Here is a 15,372-nt window from a genome sequence, read left to right as displayed (position 1 = left end):
CTCTGCCGACCCGACGCTAGGAGCGCGGCCCCGCGTGCTGACAGACGGTTGTCCTCCGGCCGTCGCGGGGGTTGACCCCCTCCTGGCACTCGCGCGGGAGAAGCTCCATGCCCACTTCAAAAGGTGTGAACAGGAACGCAGGGTCCGCCTCGTGCAGGAATGGAAGACCGAGGGCGTCTACCCGTACGCCGCCGGGCCGTCCGAGCCCGCGCAGGCGGTCGAGCGGGAGATGCTCGACGAGGTGGCGGCAAGGGTCGCCCGGCGTCTACCGGGTGCGACGCAGGGTCGTCTCCACCGACACGTCGGAGGTCGTCAGACGAGACGCCGCTGCCCCGGTGGTGCGGTGCCGGACATCGAGGCCGTCGGCGGGCGCGGCCTGTGGCTGGTGGACGGACTCGCCACCGCGTGGGGCACATGGCGTGACGACGCCGGTGCGACGGTCTGGTTCCGAGTGGCCGCCCGCCGGTGACCGTACGGGCCGCCGGCACACGCGTGACCCCGTGGTGCGGACCCCACCGCCACACCACGGGATCAGGCGGAGGGTGAGGCTAGGGGCTGGTGCAGGTGGCCGCCGGGGTCTCCGCCGACCCGTTGGCGAGGAAGCCGAATGTCGTGCTCGTGTTGGCGGCGAGCGAGCCGTTCCACGACTCGTTGCGCACGGTCACGGTCGATCCGGAGCCCGAGCGTGTGCCGCTCCACACCTGGGTGACGGTCTGCGAACCGGGCCAGGCCCAGGTGACGGTCCAGCCGCTGACCGGTGCGTTGCCGGCGCGCACCGTGACCTCACCCTGGAAGCCCCCGGGCCACGAACCGACCACCCGCATCGTCGCCGAACACGCGCCCGGAGCACCGCCCGACGGCGACGGGCTGGACGACGGACTGGACGACGGGCTGGGTGAGGGACTGGACGACGGGCTGGGTGAGGGACTGGGTGACGTGCTGGGTGAAGGGCTGGGGGAGGGACTCGGGGACGTGGTCGGGCCGCCCCACGCGGCCGTGGTGTCGAGCCACGCCGCTCGGCGCAGCATCCAGTCCCGCATGTACTGCACCTGGCCCTGCCATGTGGACGCGGTCGGGGTGACGAAGAAGCCGATGGTCCGGGTCGTGAGGTTCGGCCAGCGCTGGAAGTTGCGCTGCGCGGCGTTGGTCAGCGGCCGCGAGAGCGCGTCGATCCTGCTCTGCAACGCGGAGTCGGAGAGCACGCCGCGACGCAACGACTGCCAGCGCGCCCTGACCTGGTCGACGAAGGCCGGGTCCCGCAGGAGCTGGGTGAACCAGTCGTTGGCGACCGGCTGCCGGGTCTGCTGGTACTGCCAGCCCGAGGTCTGGTCGTTCTGGAAGAACCCGCCCACGCCGAACGTGAGGTCGTAGTCCCACAGTGGACCGGCGAAGATCTTGGTGTCCCGGTCCTTGTAGAAGTAGGCGCTGCGGTAGTTCGCGTCCATGTTCCGGCTCAGCTCGTAGACGATGAGCTGGTCGACGAAGGAGTTCACGTCGATGTACGCCCGGTAGCCGGTGTCCGGGTCGGCGAAGTTCTGCGAGTGCAGCACGTTGTGGAAATCCTGGATGTAGGTGCGCAGCCATTCCTTCTGCTGCGCCTGCAGCGGCGACGGGTCGACCACTTCGAGGTAGCTCCAGCAGGTGGACGACGCCCCGCCGCACGGCAACGTCGGTTCCTCGGCGGCCATCCACTCGAACTTCCAGATGTACCCGCCCTGGATCTTCGGCAGGGTCGTGTCGTCCTCGTGCAGCTTCTTGAGGTCGAGCCGGTTCTTGGTGTTCTTGATCGTCTCGACGAGCATGTAGACGCCCATGTAGTCGTCGGAGCGCACCGGGCCGCTGTCGGTGTTGAGATACAGCTCCACGAACCGGTAGCGCGGCGCCTGTAACCCCATCTCCTTGCCGAGGTCGTAGACGAGGGCCTCCCGGATCAGCGACTTGTCGGGGTACGGCCCGCGCAGCACCCAGTCGGAGTCGGCGGGCATCCCCAGCACCGGGTAGTCGGCGTCGTCGTTGTCGTTGTCCCAGAACTCCACGCGGTACGGCGCCTTCTCGAACGAGGCCGACGACTGGCCCCGCAGATGGACTCCGGCGCGGGTGGCGACCGCCGGGGCTGCGGCCAGTGACGTCGTCCCGCCGCCGCCCGGGTCGAAGATCATGGTGGCGGTGTCGACATAGTCCCGGCCGGGCTTGCCCGCGCCGTAGGAGTCGATCAGGACCACCGGCAGGTCGTGGGCCGTCGTGGTGTCGCGGGCGGCGTACACGGCCGTTCCAGGCTTTCCGGACGCCGCGCCTCCGGTGAAGGCCTGCGCCCGCAACTCGGTCGTACGGGTGAACCGCAGCGGTGTGCCCTGGTAGAGCGCCGATGCCGCGGTCGGCGGCTTTCCGTCGGTGGTGTAGCGGATCTCGGCTCCGCCGATCGCGGTGCTCAGCGACACCGACACCTGTCCCTGGAAGGTGCCGCTCGGCACGGAGAAGGCGATGTCACCGGTGAGGTCGTCAGCCGCGGCCGACGCGGCCGCCGTGGACGCCGCCGGCACCGCGGCGGTCGCGCCGCTCGTGGTCCGGGGCGGGGGAGCGGCCTGCGCCGGCGCGCTCGACGCGTACGGGAGGAGAAGTCCCGCGAGAAGCACGGCGGCGGCCGAGACCCTGGTGGTGCGGCGGGTCGCGGCGGCACCGGTGCCGGGGAGGGTCACACGCACGATGCCTCCTGTTCTGGGCGTTGGGAGATGACGGGCGGCGGGTCCGCCGCCGGTGCGGCGTCCCGGAAGTGGCGGCGCAGGGTCCGCCGCCAGGGCACGGCGGGCAGGTCCGGGCGCAGAGCGGCCAGGCCGGTGGCGTACTTCGAGATGCGGGCGGGTCTCGTCCCCGCCCGCCACAACAGGCGGTCGACCGGCGTGGCGGCCGAGGTGCTCTTGGTCTCGACCACGACGAGGCCGGGCAGGCGCAGCGCGGAGCCCGCGGCCCGCCAGGCGAGCCCGGTGTCGATGGTGATCCGGCTCGCGGTGTCCGGCAGCAGCAGGGTGACGCGCCGATACTCCGTGGTGAGGACCGGGTCGAGGGATGTCCCGGCGACGGGGCCGGCCGACTCGCGGGCGAGCGTCTCGTCGACGAAGCCGCGCCCCGGGCGTACGGTGTCGCAGTCTCCCGGGTGGTACGGCAGGCGGTGCTTGGTGACGCTGCCCCGCGCGCCGCTGATCTTGACCTCCAGCCAGCACTCCGCGGAGTCGAGGTAGGTGCGGGTGCGCACCTTGAAGCGCCGTCGCCTGCGGTACGCCGTACGGTGATAACTGGTCAGCTGAGGGGTGTCGAAGTACACCGACCTGTAGCGGAAGGCGCGCTCGCCGTCGATCTCCAGCACCCGCGCGTACGGCGTGAGCCGCTCCAGCAGGCGCGGCAGCGCGTCCTCGGCGACGAGGTACTTGCGGTCCACCCGGGTCTGCAGGGCGGCGCGTTCGACCAGGTCGGCGAGCCCGACGGGGGCCAGCCGGGCCAGGGCCGGCCCGATGGGCGCCGCGGTCATCCCCGCGCTCCCGCGTGCGCGGGCGTGCCGGATTCGGCGGTCAGGGGGGCCGGGGCCAGCGCGTACCGGACGTCGACCATCGTCGTCTCGTTGACCAGGTCGAGCCGCTGGACGGTGACGGCGTGCACCCGGGCGTCGAGCAGCCGTTCCAGGTGCGCGACGAGCACGCCGTGGTCGGTGATCGCCGAGTCGAGCACGAGGATCTGGTGGCGGTAGTGCCGGAACAGCCGCCGATGGTCGCCGAGGAACATCACCACGACGATGAGCGCCATCAGGCCGCCGCTGAGCCACGCCGAGGTGGTGCTCAGCGCGCCGAGGATGCCCAGGGCGAGGGCCGAGAAATAGTACGCGACCTCGTGCTGGTCGAGCTCCGTCGAGCGCAGCCGGATGATGGACAGCACCCCGAACAACGCCAGGCCCAGCCCGAGCCCGGCGCCGGTGTCGCTGGCGCTCAGCGCGCTCGCCACCGCGAGGACCCCGATGTTGACCCCGAGGTAGGAGACGACCAGATCGCGGCGGCGGTGGCGCGGGAAGTAGAGCCCGAAGACGAGGACCACCACCGCGCAGAGGTCGATGGCGAACAGGACGAGCTGCGACACCACGTTCGTTCCTCCTGAGTCGCTGCCGGGCCGCCCCGCGTCGTGGCGGGCCCGGCAGAGGCGTCGAAAGTTTTCACTCGATAAGGGAAACATTTCGAGAACTCGCCCGGAACGATAGGTGAACCACAGATGCCGGTCAATGAACCCGTGCGTGCCCGTTCCACCGCCGAGGAGCGATCTTTCCTCGTCCGGGGCGGTTGACAGGCGGAATGACTTATTCTCCAGCGCGAGTAAAAGGCGCCGAAGGCGGGACGCTCCGACCGGGGTACGGAGAAACTTTCAGCGCACTCGCCGTACGGAGAGGGAGGGTGTGGTCAGCCGACGGCCGGGGAGGCGGCCAGGACCGTCCGGAGGAGTCCGAGGAGCGCGGCCACGTCGTCCTCCCGGCCGACCGGCACGCGCAGGTGGTCGCGCAGCCCGATGGGGGCCATGTCGGCGGCCGATGAGTGACCCGCCGCGCGCAGTTCCTCCGCGACCCGCGACGCCGTCCCCGGCAGCCGGACGAGCACGAAGTCGGCGGCCGAGGGGAGGAACTCGACGCCCAGTTCCGCCAGCCCCCGGCACAGCGACTCCCGGGCGGACCGGTTGGCGGCGCGGAGGCGTTCCAGCACGACCACATCGTGGGCCGGGGCGGCGGCGGGCGGACGCGGCGCGGGCAGGCGTCCCACCACCGCGGGCGCCCCGATCAGGTAGCCGAACCCCGGCGACCCGTAGGTCCGCAGCACGCAGACGTGCGACCCGTACCGCGCGTTCCACCGGGCGGAGGTGAAGCCCGGGCCCAGCGCGAACTCCGCGCTCGACTCGTCGAACACGACGAGCGTGCCGTACCGCCGGGCCGCCGCGCACAGCGACCGTACGGACTCGGCGCCGAGCACTCCACCCGTCGGATCGTGCGGGTGGGCCACGACGACCATGCCGGCGCCGTGCGCCATCCGCGCGCACAGCTCCTCGGCGCAGATCCGGTAGTCGCGCAGGGGCAGCTCCACGAACGGCATCCCGGCGGCGCGCAGGCTGTCGGCGTGCCCGCGCCGGGTCTGCGCGTTGATCACGGCGGGCCGGGGATCGGCGTGGTGCGAGGCGGCGAGCAGGCGGATCAGCTCGTCGGCGTCCGCGGCGACGGCGACCCTGTCCTGCCCGACGAAGTGGCGCCGGGCGATCCGCCCGGCCAGGTCCGGGGCGGAACAGGACAAGGTGCGCATGGCCGTCCTCCTGTAAGGACAACAGGGCTGGTCGCACCGTAGCCGGGCGCGCTATCAGCGTGGTCTCAGCCGCATCCCACCGCCGCCGTGGCCTCAGACCCGCCTCCGCGTGGTCTTGGGCCGCTCTCGCGGGCCGCCCCCGGAGCCCGCGCGATGGCACGATCGAACGCATGGACCAGCGGATGATGCGCGCCTATCTCGACCGCATCGGCGCGCCGGCGCCGCGCGCGGCAGACCTCGACACGTTGCGTGAGCTGCACCAGCGGCACCTCTACCACGTGCCCTGGGAGAACATCTACACCCGTCTCGGCACACCGGTCACCCTCGACGAGGACGTGTTCCTCGACAAGCTCGTACGGCTGCGCCGCGGCGGCGGGTGCTACGAGCTCAACGGGGCCTTCGCCGCGCTGCTGCGCGAGATCGGGTACGACGTCACGTTGCTCGCGGCGGCGGTGTTCGAGGAGGACGGCACGCCCGTCTTCCCGCTCGACCACCTCGTCCTCCGGGTGGAGCTGGACGGCCCCTGGCTCGTGGACGTCGGGTTCGGCCAGTTCAACGTGTTCCCGCTGCGCATGGACACCGACGAGCCGCAGCGCGACCCCGGCGGCGAGTTCCGGGTGGTCGAGGCCGGCCACGGCGACCTCGACGTGTACTGCGACGGCAGCCCGCGCTACCGGGTCGAGGCGCACCCCCGGCGGCTGCGCGACTTCGTGCCGTCCTGGGACTGGCACCAGGTGTCGCCCGAGTCGTTCTGGAACGCGATGGACCTCTGCTCGCTCAGCACCCCCGACGGCCGGGTGACGCTGCACGGCAACCGGCTGATCACGACGTCTGGCGGCCGTACGACGGAGGTGACGCTGGAGGACGAGCAGGCGGTCGTGGCGGCCTACCGCGACATCTTCGGCATCGACCTCGACCGGTCGCCCGGAGCCTGCTACGCCGAGCGCTTCGCCACGACGGAGCCCCTCAACGCCTGAACCGCCCGGAACGCCTTCGGGCCTCGCGCGGTCGCCTTCCCCCGGCGCCCGGCGTACGCAGCGCCACCCGCGAGGCCCGGGGACCGGGGGGATCCACCAGCCCGGCGGTCGTGCTCAGTGGTCGAGCCAGGTGGCCGGGCTGGGGGCCGGGTTCACTTGTCGAGCAGGGCGGCGACCTCGTCGACGATGACGTCGAGGCGGCTGCCGGTGCCGAAGATCTGGTCGACGCCCAGGGCCAGCAGCGTGTCACGGTCCTCGGCCGGGATCGTGCCGCCGACGACGACCCGCAGATCCCCCAGCCCCTCGGCGCCCAGGGCGCTCATCAGGCGGCGGCACTCCTGCAGGTGGTTGCCCGACAGAGAGGACAACCCCACCATGTCGGGCCGCTCCCGGCGGACGGCGGCCACGAGGTCGGCGGGGGTGGTGTGCCCGAGATAGACCACGTCCATCCCGGCCTCCCGCAGCCCGTTGCACACCACGATGGCGCCCCGCCAGTGGGCGTCCATCCCCAGCTTCGCCACGACGCCCTTGCGGCCGCTCAGCTCTCCTGCCACAACGGGAACTCCCATCGTCCCAGCTCGTCGCGGAACACCCGGCCGAGCTCGCCCAACGTGACATCCGCGTCGACCGCGTCGAGGACCGCCGGCATGACGTTCTCGCCGTCCCGGCAGGCGCGGGCGACCCGCTTGAGGGCGACGCCGGCCGCCTCCCCGTCGCGGCGGGACCGCGCCCGCTCCAGCGCGGCCACCTGCCGGTCGAGGCTGCCGTCCGGCAGCTCGAAGCGGTCGAGCTCCTCGGCGTCGCCGTCGAGTTGCGTGTTGACGCCGACGACCAGGCGCTCGCCGTTCTCGATCGCCTTCTGCTCGGCGAAGGCGGTGCGCGCGAGCTCCGCGTGCACCCATCCCCGCTCGGTCGCGGCGACGATCCCGCCGAGCTCCCCGATGCGCTCCAGGACGCTCCGGGCCCGCTCCTCCAGCGCGTCGGTGAGGTACTCCACGAGGTAGCTGCCGCCGAGGGGGTCGGCGACCTTCGCCACCCCGGTCTCGTGCAGCAGCACGTACTGCGTGCGCAGCGCGGTCAGCGCGGCGTGCTCGCTCGGGATGCACACCGCCTCGTCGTACCCGTTGACGTGCAGCGACTGGGTGCCGCCGCACACCGCCGCGAGGCCCTGCAGGGCGCTCCGCGCGATGTTGACGTGCGCGTGCCGGGCGCTGTTGGTGACCCCCGACGTCTGGACGTGGTAGCGCAGCAGCTGCGCCCGCGGGTCGCGGACGCCGAGCTCGTCGCGCACCCAGTGGGCCCACATGCGGCGCAGCGCGCGATACTTCGCGACCTCCTCGAAGAAGTCGCTGTGGGCGCTGAGGAAGAAGGTGACCCGGGCGAGGACCGGCTCGGCGGCGAGGCCGCGGTCGAGCAGCGCCCGTACGACGGCCTGCCCGTGGGCCAGGCACAGCGCCATCTCCAGGACCGCGTCCGCGCCGGCCTCGCGGTAGTTGTAGCCGCTCACGCTGACCGGGTTCCAGCGCGGCATCGTCCGGAGCGCGAACTCGGCCAGGTCGCAGGCCAGCCGGAAGGACCCGGCGGGCGGCAGCGCCTCGGGCGCGATGGTGATCGCCGTCTCCATCAGGAAGTCGTTCTGGCTGGTGCCCGCGAGGCGGGCGGGCGCGAAGCCGCGCCGCTCGGCCGACCGCACGTACATCGCGAGGTGGGGCACCGCCCCGATCGGCTGGGAGGAGACCAGCGAGACGCTCACCTCGTCCAGCGGGATGCCGTCGAAGAGCGTGTCGAAGTCGCCGCGCAGGTCCACGGCGACGCCGCCGCGGCCGACGTCGGCCCCGGCTCTCGGGTCGTCGGAGTCGAAGGCCCGCAGGCTGGGATAGTCGAAGACGCCGTTGATCCCGGTGGCCCCGCCGTCGAGCAGCATCCGGTAACGCGCGTTGGTCTCCTGGGCGGTGCCGAACCCGGCGAGCTGCCGGATGGTCCAGGGACGCTCGCGGTACATCCCCGGACGGATGCCGCGGGTGTACGGAAACTCACCCGGCAGGCCCAGCCGGTTGTCCGGTCCGCCGTCCGGGTCCACGGGGTGCCGCTCCGCCGTGCCGGGCACCGCCACCTCCGGCAACGGCACGCCGCTCGCCGAACGGATCGGCGCGTCCTCCGCCGGCTGCTTCCTGACGCCGTCCATGAGGCCGAGGCTGACAGGTGCGCGCGTTGGTGACCAATCGCCGAGACCACCCCGAGATCGGCCGGAGTCGCAGGTGAGAGGGCGTGCGGCGGGCGCTCGAACCGGACCTGACAGACTAGGGGTCATTCCCCCGTGCCCCGGCCGCCCACGTCGTACGGTGTGCTCCATGACGGGTTCCTTGACGGGCAAGGTCGCTCTGGTCGCCGGTGCGACCCGGGGAGCGGGCAGGGGAATAGCGGTCGAGCTGGGCGCCGCGGGCGCGACCGTCTACTGCACCGGACGGTCGAGCGAGTCCGGCCGCTCGGAGATGGACCGGCCGGAGACCATCGAGGAGACCGCGGCCCTGGTCGACGCGGCCGGCGGCCACGGCATCCCGGTGCGTGTGGACCACCTCGTGCCCGAGGAGGTGCGGGCGCTGGTCGCCCGGATCGAGAAGGAGCAGGGCGCCCTGCACGTCCTGGTCAACGACATCTGGGGCGCGACCAAGATGGAGTGGGACAAGCCGGTCTGGGAGTCGGACCTGGAGTACGGCCTCCACCAGCTCCGCCTGGCCGTGGACACCCACGCGATCACCAGCCACTTCGCGCTGCCTCTGCTGATCAAGAACCCGGGCGGCCTGGTGGTGGAGGTGACCGACGGCACCGACGAGTACAACGCCGCCAACTACCGGGTCTCCTTCTTCTACGACGTGGCCAAGGGCGCGGTCAGCCGCATCGCCTTCGCCCTGGCGCACGAGCTGAAGTCGTTCGGCTGCACGGCCGTGCTGCTCACCCCCGGATGGCTGCGCTCGGAGTTCATGCTGGAGCAGTTCGGCGTGAGCGAGGAGAACTGGCGCGACGCCACGAAGTTCTCCCCCCACTTCGCCATCTCCGAGACCCCCGCGTACGTGGGACGCGCCGTCGCGGCCCTCGCCGGCGACTCCGAGGTGGCCCGCTGGAACGGCCAGTCCCTCTCCAGCGGGCAGCTCGCGCGGGTCTACGACTTCACCGACGTCGACGGCAGTCAACCGGACGCGTGGCGCTATCTGGTCGAGGTGCAGGACCGCGGCCTGCCGGCCGACACGACGGGATATCGCTGAGCCGGCCGTCCGGCCGCGTAGAACGCGGGGAACGGCGGCGGGGAGACCGGGGTGAGAGCCCCTCTCGTTAGCGTGTGGCGGCGCTCCGACTCGCGGGCGTCGCCGTGGAAGACCGAACACGGCGGGGCTGAGGAGGAAGAACCGGTATGACGACGATGACCGATGTCGCCTCCGGCTGGTCGCTGTCCGACCACGTGCCGGACCAGGTGATCGCGAGCTGCCTCTACGACACACAGGGCTGGCTGCGCGAGTGGGAGAACAATCCCATCGAGCACCGCGTGCGCCACGCCTACGTCCACACCCGGCCGGAGGGCGAGGACGGCTCGTCCGTGCTGCCGCTCTACCTCACCACCCAGTCGCCCTTCTGGCACGGGTACGAGGTGCAGGTCGGCCTGGTGGGCAGGTTCGGCAACCCGATCGTCTTCGCCGGGTCGACGTACTCGATGTACAGCAAGCGCGGGCGGGTGCCCGCCGAACTCATCCGCGGCGCGTACGACACCGCGATGGAGTGGATCGCGGACGGCGACGCGGAGACGCTGGTCGTGCCCAACCTCACCAAGGAGGGCGTGGCCGACTGGGTCGCCACCGTGGGCCCGCCGACCGGCCGGGTGCTGCTGGAGCGCACCTACTCCTGCGAGATGTCGCGCGACTACGAGGCCCACGTGCACGAGCGCCTGCCGAACAAGATCCGGCGGGACGTCGCGCGGCGGCTGCGCCGGGCGCACGAGCGCGGGCTGCGCGTCGAGATGGTCGAGGGTGACGCGGCGCACGAGCTGGTCCCGGCGGCCTTCCCGCTGACGGTCGACACGAGCGACAAGAACGACTGGCCGGCGCTGTTCGACCAGGAGGCGCTGCACTCCATGCTGCGCGTGCCCGGGGCGATGATGCTCACCGCGAAGCTCGGCGACCGGCTCGTCGGCGCGTTCTTCGGGTTCCGCCGCGGCGACGAGGTCACGTACATGTGCGGCGGGGTCGAATACGCGACGCTGAACGAATACAGCACCTACATCGCGCTGATGTACGGCGGCACCCGGTGGGCCTACGAGAACGGCATGCGCCGCATCGAGTGGGGCCGGGACAACTACCGCTTCAAGGAGCGGCACGGCCTGACCGGGACCAACCTGTACGCCCTGGTCTACACGCCGCGGCCGCAGCCCGACCTCAGCGTGGACATCGCGCACATGCACTGGGTGCTGTTCGACTACATCGAGGCGCATTGATGTCACCTGCCCGGAGGCGTGCCGCGCTGCTGTTGATCGCGGTCATGAGCGTCAACGCCTCCTACACCGTGCTCATCCCGTTCGTGCCCGAGCTCCAGCAGCGCGCGGGAGCCGACCCGACGGTGATCGCGCTGACGTTCGCCCTGTTCGCCGCGGCCAAGACGCTGTCCCAGCCGCTCGGCGGGCTGTGGGTGGACCGCTGGCGGCCGGGGCACGTCGCGTTCGTCGCCCAGCTCGTCGCCGCCGTCGGCATCGTGATCACGGCGGTGGCCCGTGACCCGCAGACGCTGCTGGCGGGCCGCGTCTGCTGGGGGCTGGGGGAAGGGCTCGTGACGCCTGCCCTCTACGCGGGGATGGGCCTGCTGTGCCGCCGGTACGGCCTGTCGAGCAGCCGGTTGATCGGCAACTTCGGCACCGCCGCGATGGCGGGCTTCCTCATCGGGCCGCTGGTCACCGGTGTCGCCGCGCCGCTGGGGCTGGAGGCGTTGTTCTTCGCGGGCGCGGCGGTCACGGCGGTGACCGCGTTCGGGCTGTTCCAGGCGATTCCCCGGTCCGGCGAGGAGGAGCCCGAAGAGGCCGAAGCGGACGCCGCGCCGACGGCGGACGGCGCGGGCGCGGGTTCGGCGGGCCCCTGGTGGATGTGGGTGCTCGCGCTGGGCGCGCTGGACCTGTTCGCCAACGTGATCTACTCGGCCTTCGAGCCGATGCTGCCGCTCTACCTGAGCGCCGGCCGGGACGGCTCGGTACGCGGCACGATCTCGGTGGTCTTCGCCGTCGGCCTGGCCACCTTCGCCCTGTTCACCTGGGCGCTCGGCCGCTACACCGAGCGGCTGCGGCTGATGACCCTGATCCGCGCCGGCATGGCGGCCATGGCCCTCGGCCTGGCGGGCCTGACCCTGAGCGCGGAGGTGGCGCCGGTCGCGGCGTCGTTCGTCCTGTGCATGGCCGGTTCCGCGGTGCTCTACCTGACCGCACGGCGGGGCCTCATCGAGCTGCGTTCCGCGATGAGCCGTCAGGGGAAGGCGTTCGGGCTGTTCGGTTTCATCGGCGACTCCGGCAACGTGATCGGCCCGATCATCGGTGTCGCGCTGTTCGGCTGGACCGGCGCCACCTCCTTCCTGCTGCTCGGCGTGCTCTGCGTGGTCGCGCTGGTGGGGCTGGCCGTGGCGTCCGGGCGGTTCCGCGGCGCGCGGGCGACCGAGGCCACCGGGACCACCGAAACCACCGAGGCGCAGGTGGAGGCGCAGGAGACCTCGCCAAGACCGTCCTGATATCGGCTCGGGTGACAGTGATCGTCAGACTTGTCGAGCAGAATGCGGAGAGATCGAACTCATGAGCGTCACGCACCAGCAGGTCATGGAGCCCATCGTCTGCGGGCATCCCGCGGCGGCCCGGTTGCTGCCCTCCTTCGACGTCGCGCGGCTTCTCGAGGATCTGGACCGCCTGGACGACCACCAGTGGGCGTTGCAGCAGACCTTCACCTCCGCCGGGCTGGCCGAGCGCGCCCCCTACGACTGGCGCGCGCTGCCGCTCCGCAGCCCGACGGGCCGTCCCGAGCGCACCGACCCCGGCGGCGCGGGCCTGGACGAGTTCGCCGACACGCCCTGGCTCGCCCAGGCCCCCTACTTCGCCGAGATCCTGGCGTCGATCCCGGCCCCCCTGCGCTGCGTGCGGCTGCTCGCGCTCGGGCCGGGCGCCATCGGCGAGGTCCACTTCGACACCAAGGTCGGCTTCCCGTGGGGCAACCTGCGGCTGCACGTGCCGATCACGACCAACCCCGGCGCCGCCCTGATCATCGAAGGGGTGGAGCACCGGTGGCAGCCCGGCACGTTCTGGTTCGGCGACTTCGGCCGGTGGCACCAGGTGCTCAACACCGGCCAGGACAAGCGCATCCACATGATCGTCGACACGCTGATCACACCGGAGACGCTGAGCCTGTTCCCGCCGGACTTCCTCGACACGCTGTCCGCCGACGAGGTGCTCTACGCCCGTCCCGCCGTGCCGCTGGAGGACCCCGAGCGCTACCACTGCGCGTTCGAGATCCCCGCGTCGTTCGCCGACTGGGAGGAGGCGGAGGGCCAGTTCCTGCTGCCCCAGCCGAAGCTCGCGGCGACCATCGAGAGCGACGCCGACGGGAACCGCCTGGTCCTGACGCTGGACGGCGAGCCGACGTTCGGCCTCGTCCACGTCGGCGAGGGCGAGTTCCGCTTCACCGGATGGACGGAGGAGCGCACCATCCAGGTCGTGCCCGGCGGCGCGGCGCCGGCCGTCGTCCTGCGGACCCGCAGGGGCACCGCCGAGCGCCGGCTGGAGATCCCCGCCACCCGGCGGATCCCGTCCGCGGCGTGAACCGTCGTCCCGTCCCGCCGGGCGGCGCGGCCCGGCGGGACGGTCACGACCTGCCGAGGAGGAGACAGTGAAGATCGAGACGGAGAACGGCCTGACGATCGGGCTGGTCGACGCGGACGAAGCAGAGAGCGGCGGCTGGGAGCGCCACCGGGGCGAGCTGGACCTGGTCCGGGTCGTGGGCCCGCCCCCGGAGTCGTGGCCGCGGCTGCGCGCCGCGGGCTTCGCCGTCCACCCCTCGTGGATCACCTGGATGGCCCCGGTCGCCGCGTCGGAGGAGGAGTTCCTGAGCCGGCTGTCGGTGCAGGAACGGCGCAACGTGCGCCTCGGGCTGCGCTACGCGGCCGGCCGCGACGTCCGGATGGACGTGGCCGACCCGGTGGACGACCTCGTATTCGACGACTTCCTCAAGCTGTACGAGCCGCACATCGGCGGCATGCGGCACGGCGTGCCGTACGCGAGCATGGAACGCGAGGAGATCCTCGGCATGCGCGAGGACTACTTCGCCGTCCAGGCGTTCGAGGACGGCGCGCTCGTGGGCTGCTGCATGTGCCGCAAGCGCGCCGACGCCTCGACCGTGGTGATCCGGTTCGTGACGACGACCCAGGACAGCCGGCAGCACCGCATCGTCCGCGCCATGTACATGCGGGTGTTCGCCAAGGCCCGCGAGATGGGCTATCGGAGCGTCTCGCTGGGCACCGACCCGGCGCTCTACGGCCACATCGCCAAGCCGGGGCTGTTCCGCTTCAAGAGCCGGCTGGGCTTCACCCCGATCCCGGCGCGGTTGTTCGGCACCATGGACGACCCCGACGAGGCCACCCGGGTCCTCCGCCTCGACACGCTCACCGAGCCGTCGTTGCTGATCTCGTACGCCCCGGACGCCGGAAGCGAGGAGATCACCTTCGACACCCCGCTCCACCTGGACGTGCTGACCGGCGAGGACACCGACGACCCGGAGGCGGACCTGGGGCCGTACCGGGCGCCGTTCCTCACCGGCCTCGGCGTGGTGCGGATCGGCTGAGTCCCGGCCCGGCCCCCTCGTCCGGCCCCTGGCCGGGGTGCGTCAGGCCGGGCCCGGATGCTCCACCAGGGCGAGCGCCCTGGTGGGGCTGCCCGAGCCGCCCACGATGGGCAGCGGCCCCACCATCAGCACGGCGCCGGTGGGCGGCAGCAGGGAGAGGTTGCGCAACTGCGTGAGGCCGTATTTCCCCGCGCCGTGGAAGTACCAGTGACACGGGTAGGGACGGTCGGCGAACTCGCCCGCGAGGCCGGCGTCGGTGCCGACGGTCTCCACGCCGATGCCGATGACCGGGGTCCGCTCGGCCAGCCAGCGCGCGCACTCCGGCGCGACGCCGGGCGTGTGCCCCTCGTTGAGGAACCGCGCGGGGTCCTCACGGCGGGCGTCCCAGCCGGTGCGGTAGAGCAGCCACCCGCCCTCAGGAAGCTCGCCGTGGCTCTCCTGCCAGCGCTCGACGTGCTCGCGGCGCAGCAGGAAGTCGGGGTCGTCCGCCGCCTCGGCGGTGAAGTCGAGCACGACGGCCGGCCCCACGAGACGCCCGGGCGGCACCTCCGACACGTCGTGGGTGCCCTTGCCCGACAGCCAGTGCACGGGCGCGTCGAAGTGCGTGCCCGTGTGCTCCGACAGGCGGATGTTGTTCCAGTAGACGGTGGGCCCGGCGGCGTCGTAGTCGCTGATGACCTCGCGGGAGAACGGCCACGGCTGGCCGCGCTCCGGCGGAAGCTGGATGATCGGCGTCTGCTCGGAGAGCGGAGCGGTCAGGTCGACGACCTCGACGACGCCGCGGCGCATCGCGTGCACGAGGTCGGTGAGCAGGCCCACGTCAGGCCACCATGATCTCGTCACCGGAGACCTTCAGCTTGAAGGCGGGCAGCGGCTGGTCGGCCGGGCCGAAGGTGACCGAGCCGTCGCTGATGGCGAACCTGCTGATGTGGCAGGGGCAGACGATCTCGCCGTCCGACACCTCGTCCACCCGGCAGCCCCGGTGGGTGCACAGCGCGGAGAACGCCTTGAAGGTGCCGGCCTCCGGCTGCGTCACCACGACGTCGAGGTCGGAGAGCACGTGGCCGCCGCCGACGGGCACGTCCGCGGTCCGGCCGAGGGAGGTGCCGCTCGGTGGCGCGTCCGCCGTACGGGCGACCTCGCATCCGGAGAGCGCGGCGGCCGCGGCGGCCGCGCCCGTCCCCGCGAGTACGGCGCGTCGGCTGTAGGTGGGGCTCATCGGTT

Annotated in this window: 15 protein-coding genes; 7 read left to right on the top strand and 8 right to left on the bottom strand. The window is 72.1% G+C overall.

All coding sequences use genetic code 11. From position 1 onward, the window contains the following. The first annotated feature begins 151 nt into the window (after nt 1–151). Complete coding sequence (locus tag F5972_RS36840; RefSeq protein ID WP_191909872.1) at nt 152–469, top strand: ATP-binding protein; 318 nt, start codon at nt 152–154, stop codon at nt 467–469. Between the two features lie 79 nt (nt 470–548). On the opposite strand, the gene F5972_RS00550 is transcribed toward F5972_RS36840, so the two are convergent. The 4 genes from F5972_RS00550 to F5972_RS00535 form a co-directional block, all read right to left on the bottom strand. Next, complete coding sequence (locus tag F5972_RS00550; RefSeq protein ID WP_150930003.1) at nt 549–2,702, bottom strand: CotH kinase family protein; 2,154 nt, start codon at nt 2,700–2,702, stop codon at nt 549–551. Beyond that, the gene (locus F5972_RS00545) at nt 2,693–3,523 is read right to left on the bottom strand and encodes a polyphosphate polymerase domain-containing protein (RefSeq protein ID WP_150930000.1); all 831 of its coding nucleotides are present in this window, start codon (nt 3,521–3,523) and stop codon (nt 2,693–2,695) included. The genes F5972_RS00550 and F5972_RS00545 overlap by 10 nt, the downstream gene beginning before the upstream one ends. Further along, the gene (locus F5972_RS00540; protein ID WP_225311062.1) at nt 3,520–4,125 is read right to left on the bottom strand and encodes a DUF4956 domain-containing protein; all 606 of its coding nucleotides are present in this window, start codon (nt 4,123–4,125) and stop codon (nt 3,520–3,522) included. The genes F5972_RS00545 and F5972_RS00540 overlap by 4 nt, the downstream gene beginning before the upstream one ends. Before the next feature lie 311 nt (nt 4,126–4,436). After that, a complete protein-coding gene (locus F5972_RS00535; protein WP_150929998.1) occupies nt 4,437–5,321 on the bottom strand; it encodes an aminotransferase class I/II-fold pyridoxal phosphate-dependent enzyme in 885 nt (294 codons plus the stop codon). 170 nt (nt 5,322–5,491) lie between these two features. On the opposite strand from F5972_RS00535, the gene F5972_RS00530 reads away from it, so the two are divergent. Continuing rightward, the gene (locus F5972_RS00530) at nt 5,492–6,298 is read left to right on the top strand and encodes an arylamine N-acetyltransferase family protein (protein WP_150929996.1); all 807 of its coding nucleotides are present in this window, start codon (nt 5,492–5,494) and stop codon (nt 6,296–6,298) included. Between the two features lie 152 nt (nt 6,299–6,450). On the opposite strand, the gene F5972_RS00525 is transcribed toward F5972_RS00530, so the two are convergent. Together F5972_RS00525 and F5972_RS00520 are read right to left on the bottom strand one after the other, a co-directional pair. Then, nucleotides 6,451–6,852 (bottom strand): cobalamin B12-binding domain-containing protein, encoded by a 402-nt coding sequence (locus F5972_RS00525; RefSeq protein ID WP_191909871.1) that lies wholly within the window; start codon nt 6,850–6,852, stop codon nt 6,451–6,453. Next, nucleotides 6,837–8,483 carry an acyl-CoA mutase large subunit family protein gene (locus F5972_RS00520; RefSeq protein WP_191909870.1) on the bottom strand — a complete coding sequence of 549 codons (1,647 nt, stop codon included), beginning with the start codon at nt 8,481–8,483 and terminating at the stop codon, nt 6,837–6,839. The genes F5972_RS00525 and F5972_RS00520 overlap by 16 nt, the downstream gene beginning before the upstream one ends. A 166-nt stretch (nt 8,484–8,649) precedes the next feature. On the opposite strand from F5972_RS00520, the gene F5972_RS00515 reads away from it, so the two are divergent. The 5 genes from F5972_RS00515 (at nt 8,650) to F5972_RS00495 (ending at nt 14,148) form a co-directional block, all read left to right on the top strand. Continuing rightward, the gene (locus tag F5972_RS00515) at nt 8,650–9,561 is read left to right on the top strand and encodes an SDR family oxidoreductase (RefSeq protein ID WP_150929990.1); all 912 of its coding nucleotides are present in this window, start codon (nt 8,650–8,652) and stop codon (nt 9,559–9,561) included. Nucleotides 9,562–9,707: 146 nt separating this feature from the next. Next, the gene (locus tag F5972_RS00510) at nt 9,708–10,781 is read left to right on the top strand and encodes a GNAT family N-acetyltransferase (protein ID WP_150929988.1); all 1,074 of its coding nucleotides are present in this window, start codon (nt 9,708–9,710) and stop codon (nt 10,779–10,781) included. After that, nucleotides 10,781–12,052, top strand: a complete 1,272-nt coding sequence (locus tag F5972_RS00505; RefSeq protein ID WP_150929986.1) for an MFS transporter — start codon at nt 10,781–10,783, stop codon at nt 12,050–12,052. The genes F5972_RS00510 and F5972_RS00505 overlap by 1 nt, the downstream gene beginning before the upstream one ends. Nucleotides 12,053–12,113: 61 nt before the next feature. After that, nucleotides 12,114–13,130, top strand: coding sequence for an aspartyl/asparaginyl beta-hydroxylase domain-containing protein (locus tag F5972_RS00500; protein ID WP_150929983.1), 1,017 nt, complete (start codon nt 12,114–12,116; stop codon nt 13,128–13,130). A 67-nt stretch (nt 13,131–13,197) separates the two neighbouring features. Continuing rightward, entirely contained in the window at nt 13,198–14,148 is a 951-nt protein-coding gene (locus tag F5972_RS00495; protein WP_150929982.1) for a GNAT family N-acetyltransferase, read from the top strand. A 42-nt stretch (nt 14,149–14,190) separates the two neighbouring features. Here F5972_RS00495 and F5972_RS00490 read toward each other — a convergent pair whose 3' ends face one another. Then, nucleotides 14,191–14,991, bottom strand: a complete 801-nt coding sequence (locus F5972_RS00490; RefSeq protein WP_225311061.1) for a cyclase family protein — start codon at nt 14,989–14,991, stop codon at nt 14,191–14,193. After that, complete coding sequence (locus tag F5972_RS00485; protein WP_150929980.1) at nt 14,969–15,367, bottom strand: Rieske (2Fe-2S) protein; 399 nt, start codon at nt 15,365–15,367, stop codon at nt 14,969–14,971. Before F5972_RS00485 ends, F5972_RS00490 begins: the two co-directional genes overlap by 23 nt. Nucleotides 15,368–15,372 lie beyond the last annotated feature (5 nt).

The organism is Microbispora cellulosiformans, assembly GCF_008728085.1.
In the GTDB taxonomy this organism is placed as follows: Bacteria; Actinomycetota; Actinomycetes; order Streptosporangiales; family Streptosporangiaceae; genus Microbispora; species Microbispora amethystogenes.
Note: the sequence above shows the minus strand (reverse complement) of the source record. Positions and strands in the feature narration are given on the sequence as shown.

Excerpts from the sequence above, each read along its gene's own strand:
- F5972_RS00545 (WP_150930000.1), bottom strand. The coding sequence starts at position 3,523 with ATGACCGCGGCGCCCATCGGGCCGGCCCTGGCCCGGCTGGCCCCCGTC.
- F5972_RS00535 (WP_150929998.1), bottom strand. The coding sequence starts at position 5,321 with ATGCGCACCTTGTCCTGTTCCGCCCCGGACCTGGCCGGGCGGATCGCC.
- F5972_RS00530 (WP_150929996.1), top strand. The coding sequence starts at position 5,492 with ATGGACCAGCGGATGATGCGCGCCTATCTCGACCGCATCGGCGCGCCG.
- F5972_RS00520 (WP_191909870.1), bottom strand. The coding sequence starts at position 8,483 with ATGGACGGCGTCAGGAAGCAGCCGGCGGAGGACGCGCCGATCCGTTCG.
- F5972_RS00515 (WP_150929990.1), top strand. The coding sequence starts at position 8,650 with ATGACGGGTTCCTTGACGGGCAAGGTCGCTCTGGTCGCCGGTGCGACC.
- F5972_RS00510 (WP_150929988.1), top strand. The coding sequence starts at position 9,708 with ATGACGACGATGACCGATGTCGCCTCCGGCTGGTCGCTGTCCGACCAC.
- F5972_RS00505 (WP_150929986.1), top strand. The coding sequence starts at position 10,781 with ATGTCACCTGCCCGGAGGCGTGCCGCGCTGCTGTTGATCGCGGTCATG.
- F5972_RS00500 (WP_150929983.1), top strand. The coding sequence starts at position 12,114 with ATGAGCGTCACGCACCAGCAGGTCATGGAGCCCATCGTCTGCGGGCAT.
- F5972_RS00485 (WP_150929980.1), bottom strand. The coding sequence starts at position 15,367 with ATGAGCCCCACCTACAGCCGACGCGCCGTACTCGCGGGGACGGGCGCG.